Genomic DNA, 19523 nt, shown 5'->3' with positions numbered 1-19523 from the left:
GAAGACCACCGGCCGATCCCCCTTATAGACTGATTCCGGTCGATTTAGAAGAAGGACGTGACATGGGTCTGTTTTCCCGTCTGCTGGGCCGCCCCGGCGCCCAGGCGGACAAGAAGTTCGCCTGGTTGGAGAAAGAACGCGCGCACATCGAAGCGCTGAGTCGGGAGTACGACTCGACCACTGACGCCGAATTCCCCGCCGCGGCATCCGCCGCCTTCGAACGTGACTCACGGCGCGAACAGCTGGTCCACTACGCCGCGCTCGTCACCGTCGCAGCCGAGCGCACCCTGGGCGAACGCCCCTTCACCACCCAGATCACCGGTCTGATCGGCCTGCTCGAGGGCCAGATCGTGCAGATGCTGACCGGTGAGGGGAAGACCCTGGTGGGCGCGATGGCCGCCGCCGGCTACGCACTCCAGGGCCGCCGGGTCCACGTGGTCAGCGTCAATGACTACCTGGCCGAACGCGATGAGTCCTGGATGCGCCCACTGTTCGAGCTCCTGGGCGTCGCATCTGCCGCCATCACCGAGGCCCTGCCGGATGCCGAACGCCGGACGTCCTACGATAACGAGGTCGTCTACGGCTCCGTTCAGGAGATCGGCTTCGATGTGCTGCGCGACAGGTTCGTCCTCGAGGACTCCGCGCTGCGGGTGGGAGAACGCGACGTGGTCATCGTCGATGAGGCGGACTCGGTGCTCATCGACGAGGCCCGTGTCCCCCTGGTGCTGGCCGGTTCGACCACCGTTGAGGCAGCCGATGAGCAGATCGCGGCTCTGGTCGAGGGTCTGGACGAGGGACAGGACTATGAGATCAGCCCCGACCGCAAGGCGGTCTCACTGACCGATGCCGGTGCCGATCGGGTCGAATCCCTGATGGACGTCGATCTGTTCGGCGCCGATACCGCTACGCTCGCGGCGATCAACCTGGCCCTCTACGCCAAGGCCCTGGTCACCCGCGACGTCGACTACCTAGTGGTCGACGGGCGGATCAAACTGATCTCCGACTCACGCGGGCGCGTCGCCGCACTACAGCGCTGGCCCGACGGGCTGCAGGCGGCCGTCGAGGCGAAGGAACACCTGGAGACCTCGGCCAGCGGCGAGATCATGGACCAGATGACGGTCGAGGAACTGATCCACGGCTATCGGACCGTTTGCGGGATGACCGGCACCGCAGTGGCCGTCGGCGACGACCTCAGGGAATTCTACGAACTCGAGATCCTGGTCGTGGAACCACACGAGCCGATGATCCGGCAGGATCTGGCCGACCGGCTCTACACCTATCAGGAGTCCAAGGAGCGCGCGATCGTCGAAGAGGTCGTCGAACAGCACGCGGGTGGACGGCCCGTTCTGGTCGGCACCCGCTCGGTCGCAGAAAGCGAATCCCTGGCCGGGCGTCTGCGCGATCGCGGCATAGACGCCGCGGTGCTCAACGCCAAAGACGATTCGCACGAGGCACAGGTCATCGCGGCGGCGGGTCGGCGGGGGGCGGTGACCGTCTCCACCCAGATGGCCGGCCGCGGTACCGATATCCTGCTCGACGAGGACGACGCCGTGCGCTCTCAGGGTCTCCTGGTCATCGGCGCCGGCCGCTATACGTCCTCCCGCCTGGACGATCAGCTGCGCGGTCGCGCCGGACGCCAGGGCGATCCGGGCGAATCCGTGTTCTTCACCAGTCTGGAGGACGAGCTGCTCACCCGCGTCCCGGAGGCCGCCAGGTTCAAGGAGGAGGGCGATGAGACCGGGTTCATCGCCAACCGCAGGGCCGCGCAGCTGGTCGAACACGCACAGCGGATGGCCGAGGGCGAGAACACCGCGAACCACCGCGACACTTGGAAGTTCAACGAACTCATGGCCAAGCAGCGCCAGCTCGTATTGGCGCGCCGCGAAGGCATCCGGAAGTCCGGCGCGGGACAGGACGAACTGCTCGAAAGCCTGAAACCGGAAACCAGGGAGAAGATCGACGGGGCCCGCCGGGACCATGGTGAGGAAGTCGTCGAGGCTGCTCTGCGCGACGTCCTGTTGTTCGAACTCGACGAACGCTGGGTGGAGCACCTGGCGTATCTGAACGATCTGCGCGAGGGCATCCACCTTCGCACCCTGGCCCATGAGCGTCCACACGAGGCCTTCAACAAGGAGTCGATCGCGGCCTTCGCCGGTTTCTGGCCGGACGTGCTCGAAACTTCGTCTCAGGTGCTCGACGATGCGACGATCACCGCAGAGGGAATCGACCTGGCCGCGCACGGGCTCAAGCGTCCGTCGTCGACCTGGACCTATATTGCGGCTGATTCGGCCTTCGGATCCGATATCGAAACAGTCGTCAACCGGATCCGTTCGAAGGTCAAGTAGGACTCAATCGAGCACCACACCGCGGCGCAGTGATTCGGCAGCCCGCCGGATCACCGCCGCGGTGCGGCCGATTGCCACCTGTTCGACCTGGCCCAGCAGATCCAGGGTTTGCCTGGCCCAGCGGACGAAGTCCCCTGCGGCGACCTCCGAGCGTCCGATCGAATGCGCCAGGTCCTTCCCATTGGCCCAGTTGTACATGGCGCGGGCTATCCCGGCTTCCGGCTCCGGGGTCACCGGCAGGCGGGCGTCCGTCTCCATCTGCGAGAGCATGCGCCAGGTCGAGCGTAATTCGTCGAAGCACCGCGACAGTTTGGCAGACGGCAGGCGCGGCGCCCCGATCGTCTCCCGGCGCGCCTGATAGACCAGCATCGAGGCCAGCGCTGCGCATTCCGGTTCGTCGAGTTCGTCCCACAGGCCCGCGCGGACGCTCAGTGCCGTGAGCAGATCGCGCTCACCGTAGATCCGGCGCAGAATGTGCGAATCATCGGGGAGGAACTTCAGGGTCGTGAGCACATTGCAGACACGGTCGAAAACATGCGCGATCGACTCGGTGCGCCCGGTGATCTGCGCCATCACCGACTGCTGCTCGCGTTCGAGCTTGACGGCGCGTTCGGCCCAGCGGGCGTGCGTTTCCCGGTCGGGGCAGGCATGGCAGGGATGGGCCCGCAGCTGTGCGCGCACCGCCTCGATCTGTTCCCTACCGAGAGTGTCCGCACGGACCTTGACGGCATGGCCGACATCGGCCGGGTCGTTGATCGCCCCGGACTCGATGCCGGCCGCGACGGTTTCGACGACCCGGCGGCGCTCGGCAACGACGCGATGGTTGAATTTCTTGCCCGGTTTGATGTGGCCCAGATGCACCGGTGGTTCGGTGACCTCATGCGGGCGCAGATGCCAGACCTTGCCGGTCGACGTCAGCACGCTGGGCAGGCGGGTATCGCCCCCCTCTTCGGTGCGCAGCGGTGCGATGACGGTACAGGCGCCGAAACTACGGCGGCTGGGCAGCAGTACGACGTCGCCGAAGCGCAGCTTCGACATGGCCTCGAGCAGCTCCCGTTGTTTGAGCCTGGCCCTGGACTTGCCCGCGGACTTCTCCATCGCCGCGATGGTGCGGCGCAGCCCGAAGTACTCGGCGAAGTCCCCGTGGTCGCACTGCATGGCCGCATGATACTTCTCCAGGGCGGCGTCGGCACGGCGCGCCTTCTTCGCCAGACCGACGACCGAGGCGTCGGCCTGATACTGGGCGAACGAGGTCTCCAGTACCTTGCGGGCATCGTCGGTGGTGAGGCGCGCCAGGAGATTGGCCGCCATATTGTAGGTCGGGGTGAACTGGCTCTTGAGCGCATAGGTCCGCTTGGAGGCCAGCGCCGCGATATCGGAGGGGTCGATCGAGGGGTGCCAGATGGTCACCGCGTGGCCCTCCACGTCGATCCCACGGCGACCGGCCCGACCGGTGAGCTGGGTGTACTCCCCCGGGGTGATCTGCACATGCGTCTCGCCGTTGAACTTCGAGAGCTTTTCGAGCACGACGGAGCGGGCGGGCATGTTGATGCCCAACGCCAGGGTCTCGGTGGCGAACACGACCTTGATGTGGCCGGCCGCGTAGAGTCGTTCGACCAGTTCCTTGAATTGTGGGATCAACCCCGCATGGTGCGCCCCGAATCCGCCGAGCAGTCCCGCGGCGAAGTTGTGGAATCCCAGGATGCTCAGGTCGGCATCCGGCAGTTCATCGTGCAAATCATCGAGTTCTTCCCTGATCACCCGTTTGCTGGCCTCATCGGTGAGGTCCAGGCCGGCGGCCAGGCAGTGTTCCACCGCATCATCGCAGGCGTTGCGGGAGAAGATGAAGTAGATCGCCGGCAGCAACTCGGAGCGGGCCAGCGAGCGGATCGTCGCCGAGCGGGCCGGCCGGGTGAAGCGCGGGGCCGAATGGCGGCGCTTATCGCGGCGGGAGCCCGACCCGCGGTAGCGGCGCACCGCGGCCTGCAGGTCCCGGTTGACGTCGTGGCCGGTCGGCGTGAATAGCGGCAGGATGTCTGTGCCGACGGCCACGTGGTTGTACAGGGGCACCGGGCGGTGTTCGGAGACGATGACGTCGGTATGGCCGCGGACCTCGGCTAGCCAGGCGCCGAACTCCTCGGCATTGGACACGGTGGCCGACAGGCTGACCAGCAGCACGTGCGACGGCAGGTGGATGATGACCTCCTCCCACACCGGGCCACGGAATCTATCGCCCAGATAGTGGACCTCGTCGAGCACAACGTAGCCCAGGTCGTCCAGTCCGGTGCCGGAATAGATCATATTGCGCAGGACCTCGGTGGTCATCACAACGATCTGTGCATCCCGGTTGATGCTCGCATCGCCGGTCAGCAGACCCACCCGGTCCGCCCCGTGGGCATCGACCAACTCCTGGTACTTCTGATTGCTCAGCGCCTTGATGGGGGTGGTGTAGAAGACCCTGACATCGCGGGCCACCGCCAGTTCGACTCCGAACTGCGCCACGGTCGTCTTCCCTGCACCCGTCGGAGCTGCGACGAGGACGGACCGTCCCTCCTCCAGCGCCCGGCAGGCGCGGATCTGGAAGTCGTCCAGGGGGTAGGGCAAATCGTCGCGGAAACGGTGGAGAACCGTCGATCCCTCCGCCTGGCGGGCACGGAACGCGGCATAGGCCTGGGCGGGAGAGCTGTTTTCTTGCATACCTGCCAGTCTAAGCGTCAGTCCTCATCGACGGTCACCGGCTCCACCCAGGTGCCCTCGGCGATCATCCGCCTTCTGCGCCGCTTGTCGTGCAGGGCGCAGATCAACCAGGCGAGGAAGAACATGACGAGCATCGGCACCACGAGGTAGAACATGGAGACCGCATCGGGGCTGGGTGTGGCGATCGCCGCGAAGACGAAGACCAGGACGACCAGCCAGCGCCAGGACTTGCGGATGGTATGCGCACTGAGAATCGTCAGCATATTGAGCCCGACCATGAGCACGGGCAGGATGAAGGCCACTCCGAAGGCGAGGATCACCAGCATCACGAAGGACAGGTAGTCGCCCGCCGGAATGATGTACGAGCCGCCTTCTGGAATGAACGAACCCAGCGCCTTGACCGCATTGGGCAAAGCGAAGAAGGCCATGGTGCCGCCCAGCAGGAACATCGGCAGTGCGGTGAGGACGAAGCCCAGAGTGTAGAGCTTCTCCTTCCGCTTGAGGCCGGGCATGATGAACGCGAAGATCTGGTAGAGCCAGATCGGCGAAGACGCTATCACTCCGATGAACGCCGCTACCTTGAGTCTGATGTCGAAGGGCGAGGCCACGGAGGCGAAATTGACCTGGGCCTCTTTTCCGTCCTGCTCCGCCAGTTCGTGTAGGGGCGATTGCAGAAGACCGATCACCGGCTGATACAGGAACCACCCGACGACCACGCCGATCAGCAGGAATACGCCGATGATGATCGCGCGGTTGCGCATCTCTTTGAGATGCCCCATCAAGGGCATCCGACGTTCGGGGTTCGAACGTCGTTTACTCCGTGTGACCACCTTTTACTTGGACGACTGCGGCTTATTGTCGGTCTGCTCGTTCGCCGCGGTCTGGGCCCCGGCGCCATCCGTCCCCTGGCCCGTCAATGCCTGATCGTCCGTGTCGGCCTTCTTCTGACCGTCCTTACCCAGATCCTTGACCTCGTCGCGGAAGATCTTCATTGACTTGCCCAGGTTCTTCGCAACGGAGGGCAGCTTCGCAGCGCCGAAGATCAGCACGATCACCAGCACTACGATCAGAATGTGCATCGGGGAAAATCCACCCATGGTTTCTCCTTCAAAGTAGTCCCGACAAGTCTACGCGCTTTTGGGGTGGGTTTCTCCCCGTGCGCCCTCCCCTGTGGCACGGGCACAGGCCGCCGCACCCCGGGCCAGCTCCGCGGGTTCAACCGCCAGCAGGTGGCGGCCGTGGCACAGCAGGAAGCGGTCGAGCCACGCACGTGAGAATACTCTCAATCCGACCCTCACGCTGCCCGGACCCGCCACATCGTATTCGGTCTCGTAGGCACCGAGCTCATCGGCCAGCCAGGCCGCACGCGGGGCCAGGGTCAGGTGGACCGTGAACGCCTCCTCGGCCGGGCGCGCTACCCGTTCAGCCGAGGCCTCCTCCGGCACGCCGGGTGCGGGCGCTTCGGTGGCCGATCGCACATTGTCCACCGCGAAAGTGCGCGGCGCATGGGAATCATGGCACCACGCGTCGATGTACCAGCGGCCGTCCAGGCGCAGTCGCTCCGGCGTGATGAGTCGGACGGTGAGCTCATCGCGGCTGGAGACGTAGTAGTCGATGCGCAGCCCGGAACCCGCGTCGATGGCGGCGAGCAGCGTGGAGCGCAATTGAGCTGGGATGGCGGGCAGATCGTGCTCGATATGCGCGACCCTGGCCCGGCCCACCGCTTCGATCTTCTGTCGCAACCGGGCCAGGATGGCGTCCTGCCCGTCGGTGGTCGCAGGCAGGGCACGCAGGTAGTCGACTGCCACCAGCAGGCTGCGCGCCTCGTCGGGACTCAACCGCACGGGCACGGATACCTCTTCGGCATTGGACACGTAGATTCGGTCGCCCTCCCAGCTGGCCTCGATCAGGTCATCGGGCATGTGGCCGGGCCTGCCGGAGACGAACAGGAGCTGCAGATCGTCGATCAGCTGGGCCTGGGTGATGCCGAAGGCCTCGGCCGCTGTGGCCACTCCGACCCCTTGATTGCGCACCAGATAGGGCACCAGTCCCAACAGGCGGGTCAGCCGTCCCGCTGCGGCGCTACCCCTGGCCATGGTCGCCCCCTGCCAGGCGGGTCAGTGTCTGCGCCGTCAGTTCCAGCGCGGCCAGATAGTCCCGGCGCAGCGTCTCAGGGGCCAGGACCCGCACCGCCGGTCCGAAGCCCAGCAGGTAGTCGATGAAGTCGCCACCGGAATCGACGGGGACCTCGATGTGGTCCCACCCCTCGGGTCCGGTCCAGTGCGCGCTTGCCCTGCGGCGCAGCGGATCGGCGGCACCGGGGGCCACCGCCAGGCGAGCCGTCTCCTGGGCAGGGCCGCCCGGATCGAACCAGTCGGCGGCCCGGAACTCGGTGGGGATCGCGTAGTCGCCTGCGGCCCGCCCCGGCACTGCCGAGATCGTCCCGATGATCCGCGAGAGGCGGAAGGTCCTGATCGCCGATCTGTCGATGTCCTGACCGACCACATAGGTCGAGTCGCCCCGATTGAGCAGCGCATAGGGCTCCAGGCGCCGCCGCTGGGGTTCACCGCCGGGTTTGCGGTAGTCGAATCCGACGGGTTCCCTACGCCCCAACGCGCGCATCAGCGGCGCGAAGGCGGCCTCGCGCAGCCCGGAGCCCGCTGGGAACTCCGCATGACCGGGTTCCAGATCCAGGCCCAGACCGCGCAGCTTATCCAGTGCCCGGGCCGCATCGGGACCCAGTTCGGTGCCGCGTAGGACGTCGGAGGCCACCGTCAGGGCCAGGGCCTCATCCCGGTCGAGCACGATGTCGCGCAGCGCGTAGTCGTCATCGTCGATCCGATAGCCGTAGGCCGGCGCGCCGGACTCCACGTCCTCCCAGGATTTCACGGAGATCTCGATGCCCAGGCCCCGCAACAGCTCCTTGTCCCGGCTGAACTTCCGGTCGAATGCCTCATAGTCCAGCTCGCGGTAATCCTCGATCTTCTCCCGCAGGCTCGCCGCATCGATCCAGCCGGCGGCCGAGCGCAGCGCGATGAGCAGGTTCAGCAGACGTTCGGTCTGCCGCCTGACCTGAGGAGAACCGAGTGAGCCGGACATGACGGCGGTTAGGCCACGCCTGCGAGGTCGCAGACGAAGATGAGCGATTCGTTCGGGGCGATCGTGCCCGGCACGCCTGCCGGCCCGTATGCCAGGTGGGCGGGGATCCGCAGGGTCCGGCGCCCGCCGACCCGCATGCCGACCACGCCCTGGTCCCAGCCGGGGATGACCATGCCAACGCCCAGGCGGAAGCGCAGGGGTTCCCCGCGGCCCCAGCTGGAGTCGAACTCCTCCCCGGTGGAGAAGGACACGCCCACATAGTGCACGGCCACGGTATCGCCGGGTTTGGCCTCGGCACCGTCGCCTGCGATGTCATCGTGAATCTCCAGGTCGACCGGGGGGACCTCACCGGGGAAGTCGACTTCGGGTTTGGTGCGTGCCATCGGATGGCCTTTCTGTTGTGGTTCTGTGGGTGACAGCGGGTGATTCAGCCGACCGCTGCGAGGATGTCGATGACGAAGACCAGGGTGGAGTTGCCCGGGATCGAGCTGCTGCCGGAGGGACCATAGCCCTTGTCCGGTGGCACAACCAGAAGCAGCTGCGAACCGACCCGCTGGCCGACGATGCCCTCGTCCCAGCCGGCGATGAGCTGCTTCACCCCGATCTGGAAGGTAGCGGGCTGGCCCTTGTCCCAGCTCGAATCGAAGGTCTTCGTATTGTCGTCCCACAACCAACCTGAGTAGTGGAAGGTCACGTTCTGGCCGGCGGTGACCTTCGCACCCTTGCCCTTGATGGTGGGTTGGACGATCAGCTTGGACGGCTTCGTTCCACTGGGCTTGGAAATCGACGGCTTGCCGTCCTTGCCCAGGGTGACCTTCGGCAGACCGGCCTTGGGCGCCACCTTGGAGCCGGTGGCGCGCTTGAGCACCTCGGGCTGCTTTTCGGCCTTGAGCACGTCGATGACGTAGAGCACGGTCTGGGACGAGGTCGTAGCGGGCTTATCGTCTGCTGGATCGTCATTGGCGATCTGGCTCTGCATGTTGAACAGCACACGCGAACCCACCGGTACCCCGCTCAGCGCCTTGTAGAGGTCACCATTGATCTGTTTGGTGTCCATCGGGAAGCCCGCGGGCTTGCCCTGGTCCAGCGTGGACTCCGCCTTCTTGCCGGTATTGCCCGAGAAGGTGCTCATCTGCACGGTCAGCTGCTGACCGTCCTTGACGGCCTCGCCCTTGCCCTTGCTCAGCGTCTTGTGCCCGGACTTCCCGATTGCCAGAGGGGCTGCGAAGTCGACCTTCGGTTCCTTTCCGAAGGCCCCCGTGACCTTCACCTGATCCAAAGAGGTCGATTTGGCCTTGGCAGGGGCCTGGGCCGGTGCACTGCCGGCCGGGGCCTGGGAGGCGCTTGCATTGTCCTCCTTATCGCCTCCCCCGCAACCGGACAGGACGAGGCCGAGGACGGCCAGGGTGCTGATGAGCTTGACTCGCAAAAGATCTTCCTTCCGATGACGTACCGGGATCATCCTAGCGAAAGACCCGCGATCAGGCCCTCAGCCTGTTCGTCGGCGGCTTTGAAGGGGTCCTTGAGCATGACGGCGCGCTGGGACTGGTCGTTGACCCGCAGGTGGACCCAGTCGACGGTGAAGTCGCGCCGGGCGGCATGGGCCGCTCCCACAAAGGCACCGCGCAGCTTGGCCCTGGTGGTCTGCGGCGGGGTGGTGGTGGCGGCGGTGACCTCCGCATCGGTGGTGCGCCGGGCGATCAGCCCCGCGGCCACCAGCTTGTGGTACATCCCGGTGTCCGCGGAGATGTCGTGATAGGCGAAGTCCAGCCGGGCGATCCGGGCATCGTCGAGGCCCGCATCCGAACGCTCCAGGTATCGGTCGAACAGCTTCTTCTTGATCACCCAGTCGATCTCCGTGTCCACCTGTGAGAAGTCTCCTGATTCCACTGCGGTGAGCATCCTGGTCCACAGGTCGAGCACCCGTGCTGCCGTGGCATCGTCGCCGATCGAATGGTTGCCCGATGCCACCAGCCGGGTGGCGTGTTCGAGGTAGACGCCCAGCAGTTCCCGGGTGGTCATGACCTTGCCCGATGCCAGTTCCAGCCGGGTCGATCCGGTCAGGTCGCGGGCCACGGTGCGGATGTCCCTGATCGGATTGCGCAGACTCAGATCCCCCAGCGTGGCACCGGTTTCGATCAGGTCGAGGATGAGAGCCGCCGACCCGACCTTGAGTTCCGTGGTGGGTTCTGCGATCGATGAATCGCCGACGATGACGTGGAGCCGGCGGTATTTCTCCGCATCCGCGTGCGGTTCATCGCGGGCGTTGATGATGGGGCGCGACCGCGTCGTCGCCGAGGACACGCCCTCCCACATGACATCGGCGCGGCTGGACAGTCCGTAGACCAGTTCATCGGCGGCCAGTGTCGGCGTCTGTCCCGGGGCATGCGGGTTGACACGGTTCGTCTCCGCCGGCGGAGCCTGCAGCAGTGCGGTCTTGGGCAGTACCGCGCCCGAACCGACGAGCAGCTGTCTGACAACCAGGAAGGGCAGCAGGGTGGTCGTCAGATGGGTGAAGTCCATCGAGCGACGGATCAGATAGTTCTCGTGGCTGCCATAGGAATTGCCGGCCGAATCCTGGTTGTTCTTCACCAAGTGCGGGCGCCCGTGCACGCCATCGGCGGCCATGGCCTCGACCGCGGTATCCAGCAGGCCCGCCATCAGGGACTCCCCCGCCTTGTCCTGGACCACCAGGTCGTGGACCGAATCGCATTCGGCCGAGGCGTACTCGGGATGCGATCCCACGTCCAGGTAGAAGCGGGAGCCGTTGGGTAGGAATACGTTCGAGGACCTGCCCCAGGCCACAATGGGGCGGAACAGGTAGCGGGCCACCTCCTCGGGCCCCAGGCGCCTGCCGTCGGTGGCGGTGAAGGCGATGCCGTATTCCGTTTCGATGCCGAAGATGCGCCGCATCTCAGGCCTCCTTTGCAGATAGGTCGAGCCGGGTGAAGGTCCGCCGGCGGGTGGTGGTGCGGTCAAGGACCGCCGCTTCCAGGTTCGTCGTATCGCCGCCGGTCAAGGCGTCGATCGCAGTGGCCTTGGCCGCCTGCAAGTCCATGCTCCTGGTGTCGACATCGGCCAGCCGGGCATCCAGCGCGGCCGCCTGTCCGCCGAGTGCCACATGGTGTCCGGCCTCGAACACGGATCCGTCGAAGGAGATGCGGAAGAGTCCGTCGGTATCCGCGGTGTCCCCCAGTTCGGCGACGACCAGTTCCACCTCATAGGGTTTGGCCTCCGTGGTGAACACCCCCGCCAGGGTCTGCGCGTAGGCTGCGACCAGGCCGTGGGCCGTGACGTCGGCCCTGGCATAGCTGTACCCGCGCAGATCGGCGAAGCGCACTCCCGCCTGGCGCAGGGTTTCGAACTCGTTGTAGCGTCCGACCGCGGCGAAGCCGATCCGGTCGTAGATCTCGGAAATCTTGTGCAGCCCGGCCGAGGGATTCTGTGCCAACAGCAGGATGCCGTCGGCGTAGCTGAGCACCAACACGCTGCGACCCCTGGTGACACCGGCCCTGGCATAGTCCGCGCGGTCCTTCATCAGCTGTTCGGGTGAGACGTACATCGGCATGCTCATCGGCCATTCCTCCTACCGCGGGACTCCATGATGGTCTGGGCCCGCTCGAGTACCCGCGCGGGCGGGACCCGTTGGACACCGGTCACGGTGGCGTGCAGGACGGTCGGTGCGATCCGGCCGAGAGGATCGGGACCTCCCGTGGCGGAATCCTGACCTGCTGCATCGATCAGCGCCTCGAGTGCGAGGTCGACCCCGGCGTCGAGGTCGAGGGCGGGTCTCCACAGTCGGTCCAGGGTCCCCCTGGCCCAGGCGGCACCGGAGCCGATCGAGTGGAACGGGCCCTCCGGATAGCTGCCGCCGGTGACGTCGAAGGAGTAGATCCGACCGGGGTTCGCCGTGTCGGACGGGTCGACCCCGGCGAACAACGGCACCACGGCCAGGCCCCGCAGCGCCAGGTCGAGGCGGCCCCGCAGCATCGTCGCCAGGCGGTTCGCCTTGCCCAGCAGGGACAGGGGCGTCCCGGAGATCTTCTCGTAGTGTTCGAGTTCGACCTGGAACAGGTGGATCAGGTCCAGTGCCAGGCCCGCCGTCCCGGCGATCCCGATCACCGAGGCGTCATCGGCCGGGTGCACTTTCTCGATGGTGTGCGAGGCGATGACGTTGCCCATCGTGGCCCGCCTATCACCGGCCATCAGCACGCCATCGGCTGTGGTCAGTGCAAGGATCGTGGTTCCGGTGGGCACTTGGGGTGCGCCCTCACCCGCCGGGACTGGGCCCGGCAGAGCGTCGGGGATGAGCCGCCGGCCGAGTTCCGTGAAGGAATCCGTGCAGACGGTCAGGAGTTCGGGTGGCAGTGCGCTCACTGCCCGCCCTTCTGCACGAAGTTGCGCACGAACTCCTCGGCATTGCTTTCGAGCACGGAGTCGATGTCGTCGAGGATCGAGTCGACGTTCGATGTGTTGATCTGCGCCTGGGCCGCAACCACGGGCGCATCGTCCGGGGCATCGACCGGAGTGGAATCGGACTTGTGGAACTGTTCCTGTGTCATCTCATACCTCGCTTGTATCGCGGACCGGCGCGTCTGCGCCCGGCGTATCCAGTCTAGTTATTCCCAGTGCCGTCAGCAGATCCTCGGTGGTCCGGGCATCCGCCAGACGCTCCGCCAACAGCTCCCGAGTGCCCTTGAGCGGATACTTCATGGGCACCCTGACCAGGGACTGCCCGCGGGAGAACACGAGCGAGTCCCAACTGGCCGAGCGCAGATCCTCGGCGAAGCGCTCGACGACGGTGCCGCGCAGCCAGGCCCTGGTATCCGGCGGCGGCACGACGACCGCTCGTTCGACCGCCGCGGGATCGCTCAGCCGGCGGATGGCGCCGGCGGCCTCGAGCTTGTAGAACAGGCCCTTCTCCGGGCGCACGTCGTGGTACTGCACGTCGATCAGCGCCAGCTTGGGACTGTTCCACGGCAGGTCGTCGCGCTTGCGATATTGCTCCAGCAAGCGCCATTTGGCGACCCAGTCGATCGAGTCGGCCAACTCCATCGGGTCCCTGGCCAGTTTGTCCAGGAAGTCTTCCCACAGATCCAACACCTCTGCGGTCGCGGTATCCGGCTCGGGGCCCGCCGCGGCCTGTGCCGCCGACAGATAGGCGCGCTGGATCTCCAGCGCGCTCGTGGTCGTCCCATCGGACAGGCCGATGCGGTGGCTCAAGGTCAGATCGTGGGAGACGTTCTGGAGTTCGGCTACGGGCTCGGCGATGTCGAAGGCCGGGGCCAGGCCGGATTCGATCAGGCCCAGCACCAGGGCAGTCGACCCGAAGCGCACCAGGGTTGCGGGCTCGGCCAGGGTGGCATCGCCGATGATGACGTGCAGCCGGCGGTAGAGCTCGGGATCGGCATGGGGCTCGTCGCGGGTGTTGATGATCGGCCGGCGCAGGGTCGTCTCCAGCCCTACCTCGGCTTCGAAGAAGTCCGCCCGCGAGGAGATCTGATAACCGGGGTACTGACCCGCCGTGCCAATGCCCACCCTGCCGGCTCCGCACAGGATCTGCCGGGTAATGAAGAACGGGGTGAGACCGGCGACGATCGCATCGAAGGGCACCGAGCGGTCGACCAGGTAGTTCTCGTGTGCACCGTACGAGGCGCCCTTGGAGTCGGTGTTGTTCTTGTACAGGTTGACCGGCTCGGTCGTGTTGGCCAGGTTGCGCACAGCACCCAGCGCGACCAGATCTCCGGCCCTGTCCCACACCAGCAGATCACGGGGGTTCGTGACCTCCGGTGAGGAGTACTCCGGGTGTGCGTGGTCGACGTAGAGCCGGGCTCCGTTCTCCAGCACCACATTGGCCAGGTACTGGGCCTCGGGCTGGGCCTGAGGGATGTTCGTCAACTGGCTGGGGTCGGCATCCTGGATGTTCATCAGGAAGCCCCTGGCATCGGCCAAGGGGGTCTCCGAGAAGAAGTCCCAGAAATTCTGGCTGGATTTGAGCCCCCGCGGCCCTGCGTATGCGTCGACGACGCGCGCTGAATCGCGCATCGGATTGGCGTGTGGGTTGTTCTGCTGCCAGATGCCGAATTCGGTCTCCGCACCCATGATGCGTTTCGCTGAGATCATCGTCTGCCTCCCCTGTCTAAACTGTAACGGTGTCGCCTAAGAAGAATTCCCATGTCGCCCCGGCTCTCATCGCCGACCTTGTGCTCGTCGTCCTGTTCACGGTGATCGGGCACTACACCCACCATCATTCCCTGGTCCCCCTCGAGGTCGTGCACACCGCGTGGCCCTTCGCCGCGGCGCTGGCCGCCGCCTGGCTGCTGACCGCGGCCTGGCGCCAACCCACCGCGCCTCTGGCCGTGGGCACCGGCGTCTGGGCGGTGACCGTACTGGGCGGTCTGCTCATCCGTTTCTTCATCGGTGAGACGAACGCGGGATCCTTCATGGTTGTAGCCGCGAGCATGAATTTCGTGACCCTGGTCGGGTGGCGGGCGATCGCCACGCTGATCGCCCGCCGCGGCTGACCGGTCATGGCCGGCCGGCGATCAGAGCAGGCTGTCGTCCGGCCTGGCCGTCACCGCCGGGGGAACCGTCGCAGCAGCAGCCGAGGCCGCGGCGATCTCCCGGCGGTCTCGTGCCAGCATCGTCAGGTTCGTGATCCGTTCGCCCTTCTTACCGGAGATCCGCGCCCACTCATCGGGGTTGGTCTCATTGGGCAGGTCCTCGTGCTCGGAGAACTCCTCGGCGATGGCCGCATCGAAGTGAGCGGCGGACAGACCCTTGACGCCTGTGGTCAGAGCGTCCTTGATCGCATACTTCTTGGCCCGGTCGATGATATTGGCGATCATCGCCCCGGAGGTGAAGTCTGCGAAGTACATGGTCTCCGAGCGTCCGGTCGCGTATGTCACGCGGACGAATTCGTTCTCCGGCGTGCGCTCGTACATCCGCTCGGTGCAGTGATCGATCAGCCGATCGACCGCCTGCTGCCTGTCCGTGGTGCCCTCGAGCACCGACGGGTGCAGTGGCAGTTCGGCGTTGAGGTAGATCCCGAAGATCTCCTTGGCCGCCGCGCGGTCCGGACGCTCGATGCGGATCTTGACATCCAGCCGACCGGGGCGCAGGATCGCGGGATCGATCAGATCCTCACGGTTGGACGCACCGATCACGATGACGTTGTCGAGCCGTTCGACACCGTCGATCTCGGCCAGCAGCTGCGGGACGATCGTGGTCTCCACGTCCGAGGACTTGCCGGTGCCGCGGGTGCGGAACAGCGACTCCATCTCGTCGAAGAACACCACGACCGGGGACCCGGCGGTGGCCTTCTCCCTGGCGCGGGCGAAGATCAGCCGTAGCTGGCGTTCGGTTTCGCCAACGTATTTGTCCAGCAGCTCCGGGCCCTTGATGTTGAGGAAGTAGGAGCGCGGACGGCGGCCTGCGGCTTCCGGGTCGGCCTGCCGCCGGGCGGCCAGGGAGTTCGCGACGGCCTTCGCGATGAGGGTCTTGCCACAGCCGGGAGGGCCGTAGAGCAGAATGCCCTTGGGCGGCTTGAGCCCGTGTTCGCGGTACAGCTCCGGGTGCTCGAAGGGCAGTTCCACCGCGTCCTGGATCTCGCCGATCTGCGCATGCAGCCCGCCGATGTCCGTATACGAGATGTCGGGGACGTGTTCGAGCAGGAGCGACTGGACCTCCGGCTTCTCCACCAGTTCATAGGCGTAATGGGTTCTGGTGTCCACCAACACCGCGGTACCGGCGCGCAGGCCGGAGTCCAACAGCGGCTGTGCCAGCGTGTAGATCTGCTCATCATCCCCCGGGGCCCCGACCAGGATCCTGTCCTCGCCCACCAGCTCGCGCACCGTGACGACGGTGCCGACCCGGTTGTAATCGGCGACGTCCAGGGCCACCAGGCCCTCCGACAGACGAACGGTGATACCGGGGACCAGCCGGGAGAAGTCGAGTTCGGGGGAAATGGCCACACGCATCTGCCGGCCCGCATAGAGGATGTCGACGGTGGGGATCGCGTCCTCGCCGGTCACCACGCCCACCACTGTGGCGAACGAGTTCGGCGGCTCCGTCAGACGCTCGGCCTCGGACTTGATCCGGGTGAGTTCCTCCCTGGCCGTGCGCAGGGTCTTCGTCAGGGCCTCATTGCGCTTGCCGGCATTGAACAGCTGCTGGCGCAGGGATGCGGAATCCTTGCGCAGGCGGCCGAGCTCTTCTTCCGTGCTCATCTCATTCCTCCTCGGATGTACTCTGAGCTGTGTCCGTATCCAGGAACTGCGCGCGCCGATCGACTTCCCGCGCGACCCTGCGCAGTTTCTTGGGCGTGGCGATGCGTTCACCCACTGCCTCTGGCGTGACTTCCGGATCCTGCCAGGCGGCCCGATCGGCTTCCTTCGGGGTCGCGGCCTGCGGCCGCTTCACCCGTTCCAGGGGGCTGCCGCCTGGAGCCAGGCGGCGGGCGAACAGGAGGAAGCCGGAGTGGCCGATCATCCGGTGCTCCGGACGCACCGCCAGGCCCTCGAGGTGCCAATCGCGGACCATGGACTCCAGGGCGCGGGATTCGGTGAACTGTCCGGAGGCCGCGATCGCCTCGCGCAGTCGGGACAGCTGGGGGACGGTCGCGACGTAGCCGATGAAGACGCCGCCGGGTGCCAGGGCAGTGGCGACTTCCGGCAGGCACTCCCACGGGGTCAGCATGTCCAGGACCACGCGGTCGACCGTGCCGGGGGCGAACTGCCCCGGTAGCTCCTCGGACAGATCACCCAGGGTGTAGGACCATGCGGGATGGTCGCCTCCGAAGAAATCGCGGATATTGCCCGCGGCGATGGCGGCGAATTCCTCGCGGCGTTCGAAGGAGTGCACCCGGCCGGTGTCGCCCACCGCCCGCAGCAGGCTCAGGGTCAGGGCGCCGGAGCCCAGACCCGCCTCGACCACGGTGGCACCGGGGAAGATATCGCCCAGCGTCACGATGAGGGCGGCGTCCTTGGGGTAGATGACAGCCGCGCCGCGGGGCATCGAGAGGATGAAGTCCTCGAGCGTGGGCCGCAGTGCCTGATAGGACACTCCGGCCGAATTCTCCACCACGGTGCCCTGCTCGGCCCCGATCAGCAGATCGTGGGCCAACTGTCCCTTGGCGGTGTGGAAGATGTGTCCCGGTGCCAGCACCAGGGTGTGCATCCGGCCCTTGGGATCGGTCAGCTGTACCTTGTCGCCGGGGCGGAATGGGCCTCGCCGGTCGTTCGCACCGGTCGTCGTCATCGCAGTCATTGTGCTTCAAGCCTATTACGAATAGGGCCCGCCCTCCCCATCGGTGGGCGGAATGTCCGCGATGCGATCACCCGGCGCGGGTCACACGGCCATCAGTTCATCGAAGAACTCCTGCAGATCGATCAGTCCGGTCAGCGTCGAACCCTCCATCACCAGGCAGAACTCCGCCTTGGGCCGATGGGTCAGGGACTCCAGAAGGTGGGGTGCCGTGATTTCATGCGGCACCCCGACCCAGCCGCCCAGGGGGCGGGCGAACTCGTGGATGAGGCTGGTTTGCGCGACTTCCTCGTTGAGCCCGGCGACCGCATGGCGGTCGACGATCCCATACGGCAGGCCGCGTTCGTTGAGCACGATGATGAGCGTCTGGTCCCCTGCAGCGCCCATGCTGTTCGCGACTGCCAGGGCGTGCGCCACCTCGGAGTCCCAGGTGGCGGCGATCGCCGGCTGGATCACCTGGTCGAGGTCGTAGTTCTCCATCTTGCGCGCCCGCTTCGCGTGAGTCGCGGCGTCGCCCGCGGAGAACCACAGCATGAGTGCGATCGCCGTGGTGGAGATGATCGTGACGTAGTCGGGCCGCTGACCGGCGGCCATCGGCACGACGACGGAGACGACAATGAGGGCCACCGCGATCCCCCTGCCGATCCAGCTGGCGACGATCGTGCCCTTGTACTGGCTGTTCGTGGCCCGCCAGATCAGGGCCTGCAGGGCCCAACCACCGTCTAAGGGGATGCCGGGGAACAGGTTCATCACGCCCAGAGCCAGGTTCGCGAACACCAGGGCGACCAACAGCAGCCAGGCGATCGATCCGTCCGGGACGATCCGCAGCAGCAGCCAACCGACGAGGGCCAGCACGATGTTGACGATGGGCCCGACGATGGAGACCACGAAGTTCGTGGTCGCGGATTTCCGCTGGTCCTCCTCCACCTTGGGTTCGAACTTCGTGAAGCCGCCCCAGATGTTCAGTTCGAATGCGGCGACGCGCTGCCCGTAGAGCCGACCGGCCACACCGTGGGCAAGTTCGTGCAGGAAGACGGAGAAGAACAGCAGGACCGCATAGCAGAATGCGATGACCCAGGCGCTCATCCGCAGGTCGCCACCGCTCATGGTGCGCACGAAGGGGGTGAAGAGGATGGTGATGACCGCGGCCGCGATGAACCACGACCAGGACAGGATCACCGGGGCGCCCAACACCCTGCCCAGGGTCAGGCCGGTAGAGGAGCCGATGAAGGGCTTGCGCTTGGATTGAGACGACATCGCCCCAATCCTACCGTGTCCGTGCTCGCTCCTAAGATGGGTGCCATGGCCGAACTCAATGCTCTTTCCCCCTCGCGTGCGAACGATTTCCTGCAGTGCCCTCTGAAGTTCCGCTTCCGCACCGTCGATCGGCTGCCGGAACCGCCGTCGGCCGCCGCGTTCAAGGGCACCCTGGTACACGCGGTGCTCGAGCACCTCTACGATCTACCGGCGCCGGAGCGCACCCTCGACGCAGCGCGCGGTCTCATCGTGCCCCGGTTCGACGACCTTGCCCGGGACAAGGAGGACGTTGCCGAACTCTTCCCCGATGAGGTCGCCCGCGACCGGCTGTTCGACGAATCGGCACAGCTGCTGCGCAGTTACTTCGCACTGGAGCTGCCGGACAGGCTGGAGCCGGCGGAACGGGAGAAGTTCGTCTCCGTGACTCTGGACAACGGGCTGAAGCTGCGCGGCTTCATCGACCGGATCGATGTGGCCCCCGGTGGGCAGATCCGGCTGGTCGACTACAAGACCGGCAAGCAGCCCAAGCCGCAGTACAGCAGGGAGGCGGAATTCCAGATGCGCTTCTACGCCCTGTTGCGCTACCGTACGGACGGTGTGCTGGTCCATACCCTGCAGCTGATGTACTTGGGATCGCGGTCCATCAAGGCGATGCGACCGGTCCTGGCCGACGTCGAACGCACTGAACACCAGATCCTGGGCCTGTGGGAGGACATTTCCCGGTCGGCCGAAACCGGGGTGTGGCGCACCCGCACCTCGCCGTTGTGCGGATGGTGCCATTTCAAACCCCTGTGCCCGGCCTGGGGCAATGAGGCGCCCGCCGCCCCGGAAATCACCGCGATCGCCGGGCGCTGAGCCCGC

Annotated in this window: 18 protein-coding genes; 3 read left to right on the top strand and 15 right to left on the bottom strand. The window is 66.1% G+C overall.

What is annotated here, in order from left to right:
• Window positions 1-62 precede the first annotated feature (62 nt).
• Window positions 63-2345 (top strand): accessory Sec system translocase SecA2, encoded by a 2283-nt coding sequence (gene secA2 / locus NQ036_RS00920; RefSeq protein WP_257046371.1) that lies wholly within the window; start codon window positions 63-65, stop codon window positions 2343-2345.
• A 3-nt stretch (window positions 2346-2348) separates the two neighbouring features.
• On the opposite strand, the gene NQ036_RS00915 is transcribed toward secA2, so the two are convergent.
• The 12 genes from NQ036_RS00915 to dop are packed head-to-tail and all read right to left on the bottom strand — an operon-like array spanning window position 2349 to window position 14264.
• The gene (locus NQ036_RS00915; RefSeq protein ID WP_257046370.1) at window positions 2349-5042 is read right to left on the bottom strand and encodes an RNA helicase; all 2694 of its coding nucleotides are present in this window, start codon (window positions 5040-5042) and stop codon (window positions 2349-2351) included.
• 17 nt (window positions 5043-5059) lie between these two features.
• Window positions 5060-5821 carry a twin-arginine translocase subunit TatC gene (tatC, locus tag NQ036_RS00910; protein WP_257046369.1) on the bottom strand — a complete coding sequence of 254 codons (762 nt, stop codon included), beginning with the start codon at window positions 5819-5821 and terminating at the stop codon, window positions 5060-5062.
• A 54-nt stretch (window positions 5822-5875) separates the two neighbouring features.
• The gene (gene tatA, locus NQ036_RS00905) at window positions 5876-6139 is read right to left on the bottom strand and encodes a Sec-independent protein translocase subunit TatA (protein WP_257046368.1); all 264 of its coding nucleotides are present in this window, start codon (window positions 6137-6139) and stop codon (window positions 5876-5878) included.
• A gap of 30 nt (window positions 6140-6169) precedes the next feature.
• The gene (locus NQ036_RS00900) at window positions 6170-7138 is read right to left on the bottom strand and encodes a WYL domain-containing protein (protein ID WP_257046367.1); all 969 of its coding nucleotides are present in this window, start codon (window positions 7136-7138) and stop codon (window positions 6170-6172) included.
• Entirely contained in the window at window positions 7125-8141 is a 1017-nt protein-coding gene (locus tag NQ036_RS00895) for a YafY family protein (protein ID WP_257046366.1), read from the bottom strand. Before NQ036_RS00895 ends, NQ036_RS00900 begins: the two co-directional genes overlap by 14 nt.
• An 8-nt stretch (window positions 8142-8149) precedes the next feature.
• Entirely contained in the window at window positions 8150-8524 is a 375-nt protein-coding gene (locus NQ036_RS00890; protein WP_257046365.1) for an FKBP-type peptidyl-prolyl cis-trans isomerase, read from the bottom strand.
• Between the two features lie 44 nt (window positions 8525-8568).
• Complete coding sequence (locus NQ036_RS00885) at window positions 8569-9570, bottom strand: FKBP-type peptidyl-prolyl cis-trans isomerase (RefSeq protein ID WP_257046364.1); 1002 nt, start codon at window positions 9568-9570, stop codon at window positions 8569-8571.
• Between the two features lie 29 nt (window positions 9571-9599).
• Window positions 9600-11054, bottom strand: coding sequence for a Pup--protein ligase (gene pafA, locus NQ036_RS00880; RefSeq protein ID WP_257046362.1), 1455 nt, complete (start codon window positions 11052-11054; stop codon window positions 9600-9602).
• A 1-nt stretch (window position 11055) separates the two neighbouring features.
• A complete protein-coding gene (gene prcA / locus NQ036_RS00875; protein ID WP_257046361.1) occupies window positions 11056-11715 on the bottom strand; it encodes a proteasome subunit alpha in 660 nt (219 codons plus the stop codon).
• On the bottom strand, window positions 11712-12518 hold the full coding sequence (prcB, locus tag NQ036_RS00870) for a proteasome subunit beta (RefSeq protein WP_257046360.1): 807 nt from the start codon (window positions 12516-12518) through the stop codon (window positions 11712-11714). The genes prcA and prcB overlap by 4 nt, the downstream gene beginning before the upstream one ends.
• Window positions 12515-12703: a ubiquitin-like protein Pup gene (locus NQ036_RS00865; protein WP_257046359.1), complete on the bottom strand. Its 189-nt coding sequence runs from the start codon at window positions 12701-12703 to the stop codon at window positions 12515-12517. The genes prcB and NQ036_RS00865 overlap by 4 nt, the downstream gene beginning before the upstream one ends.
• Window position 12704: 1 nt before the next feature.
• Complete coding sequence (gene dop, locus NQ036_RS00860; protein ID WP_257046358.1) at window positions 12705-14264, bottom strand: depupylase/deamidase Dop; 1560 nt, start codon at window positions 14262-14264, stop codon at window positions 12705-12707.
• 29 nt (window positions 14265-14293) lie between these two features.
• Between dop and NQ036_RS00855 the strand changes: the two genes are divergently transcribed.
• Window positions 14294-14665, top strand: a complete 372-nt coding sequence (locus NQ036_RS00855) for a DUF3054 domain-containing protein (RefSeq protein ID WP_257046357.1) — start codon at window positions 14294-14296, stop codon at window positions 14663-14665.
• A 21-nt stretch (window positions 14666-14686) separates the two neighbouring features.
• Here NQ036_RS00855 and arc read toward each other — a convergent pair whose 3' ends face one another.
• The 3 genes from arc to NQ036_RS00840 form a co-directional block, all read right to left on the bottom strand.
• Complete coding sequence (arc, locus tag NQ036_RS00850; RefSeq protein ID WP_257056853.1) at window positions 14687-16369, bottom strand: proteasome ATPase; 1683 nt, start codon at window positions 16367-16369, stop codon at window positions 14687-14689.
• Window position 16370: 1 nt separating this feature from the next.
• Window positions 16371-17408, bottom strand: a complete 1038-nt coding sequence (locus NQ036_RS00845) for a tRNA (adenine-N1)-methyltransferase (RefSeq protein ID WP_257046355.1) — start codon at window positions 17406-17408, stop codon at window positions 16371-16373.
• An 81-nt stretch (window positions 17409-17489) separates the two neighbouring features.
• Window positions 17490-18662 carry a site-2 protease family protein gene (locus tag NQ036_RS00840; RefSeq protein ID WP_257046354.1) on the bottom strand — a complete coding sequence of 391 codons (1173 nt, stop codon included), beginning with the start codon at window positions 18660-18662 and terminating at the stop codon, window positions 17490-17492.
• Between the two features lie 45 nt (window positions 18663-18707).
• Between NQ036_RS00840 and NQ036_RS00835 the strand changes: the two genes are divergently transcribed.
• Window positions 18708-19517 (top strand): PD-(D/E)XK nuclease family protein, encoded by an 810-nt coding sequence (locus NQ036_RS00835; protein ID WP_257046353.1) that lies wholly within the window; start codon window positions 18708-18710, stop codon window positions 19515-19517.
• Window positions 19518-19523: the final 6 nt, after the last annotated feature.

This window comes from Brevibacterium sp. 91QC2O2 (genome assembly GCF_024580695.1).
GTDB lineage: Bacteria > Actinomycetota > Actinomycetes > Actinomycetales > Brevibacteriaceae > Brevibacterium > Brevibacterium moorei.
Note: the sequence above shows the minus strand (reverse complement) of the source record. Positions and strands in the feature narration are given on the sequence as shown.

What these genes read in the sequence shown, in the direction of transcription:
- NQ036_RS00835 (WP_257046353.1), top strand. Translation starts at nt 18,708, where the DNA reads ATGGCCGAACTCAATGCTCTTTCCCCCTCGCGTGCGAACGATTTCCTG.
- tatA (WP_257046368.1), bottom strand. Translation starts at nt 6,139, where the DNA reads ATGGGTGGATTTTCCCCGATGCACATTCTGATCGTAGTGCTGGTGATC.
- tatC (WP_257046369.1), bottom strand. Translation starts at nt 5,821, where the DNA reads ATGGGGCATCTCAAAGAGATGCGCAACCGCGCGATCATCATCGGCGTA.
- NQ036_RS00840 (WP_257046354.1), bottom strand. Translation starts at nt 18,662, where the DNA reads ATGTCGTCTCAATCCAAGCGCAAGCCCTTCATCGGCTCCTCTACCGGC.
- NQ036_RS00865 (WP_257046359.1), bottom strand. Translation starts at nt 12,703, where the DNA reads ATGACACAGGAACAGTTCCACAAGTCCGATTCCACTCCGGTCGATGCC.
- secA2 (WP_257046371.1), top strand. Translation starts at nt 63, where the DNA reads ATGGGTCTGTTTTCCCGTCTGCTGGGCCGCCCCGGCGCCCAGGCGGAC.
- NQ036_RS00915 (WP_257046370.1), bottom strand. Translation starts at nt 5,042, where the DNA reads ATGCAAGAAAACAGCTCTCCCGCCCAGGCCTATGCCGCGTTCCGTGCC.
- pafA (WP_257046362.1), bottom strand. Translation starts at nt 11,054, where the DNA reads ATGCGGCGCATCTTCGGCATCGAAACGGAATACGGCATCGCCTTCACC.
- prcA (WP_257046361.1), bottom strand. Translation starts at nt 11,715, where the DNA reads ATGAGCATGCCGATGTACGTCTCACCCGAACAGCTGATGAAGGACCGC.
- dop (WP_257046358.1), bottom strand. Translation starts at nt 14,264, where the DNA reads ATGATCTCAGCGAAACGCATCATGGGTGCGGAGACCGAATTCGGCATC.
- arc (WP_257056853.1), bottom strand. Translation starts at nt 16,369, where the DNA reads ATGAGCACGGAAGAAGAGCTCGGCCGCCTGCGCAAGGATTCCGCATCC.
- NQ036_RS00895 (WP_257046366.1), bottom strand. Translation starts at nt 8,141, where the DNA reads ATGTCCGGCTCACTCGGTTCTCCTCAGGTCAGGCGGCAGACCGAACGT.
- NQ036_RS00900 (WP_257046367.1), bottom strand. Translation starts at nt 7,138, where the DNA reads ATGGCCAGGGGTAGCGCCGCAGCGGGACGGCTGACCCGCCTGTTGGGA.
- NQ036_RS00845 (WP_257046355.1), bottom strand. Translation starts at nt 17,408, where the DNA reads ATGACTGCGATGACGACGACCGGTGCGAACGACCGGCGAGGCCCATTC.
- NQ036_RS00890 (WP_257046365.1), bottom strand. Translation starts at nt 8,524, where the DNA reads ATGGCACGCACCAAACCCGAAGTCGACTTCCCCGGTGAGGTCCCCCCG.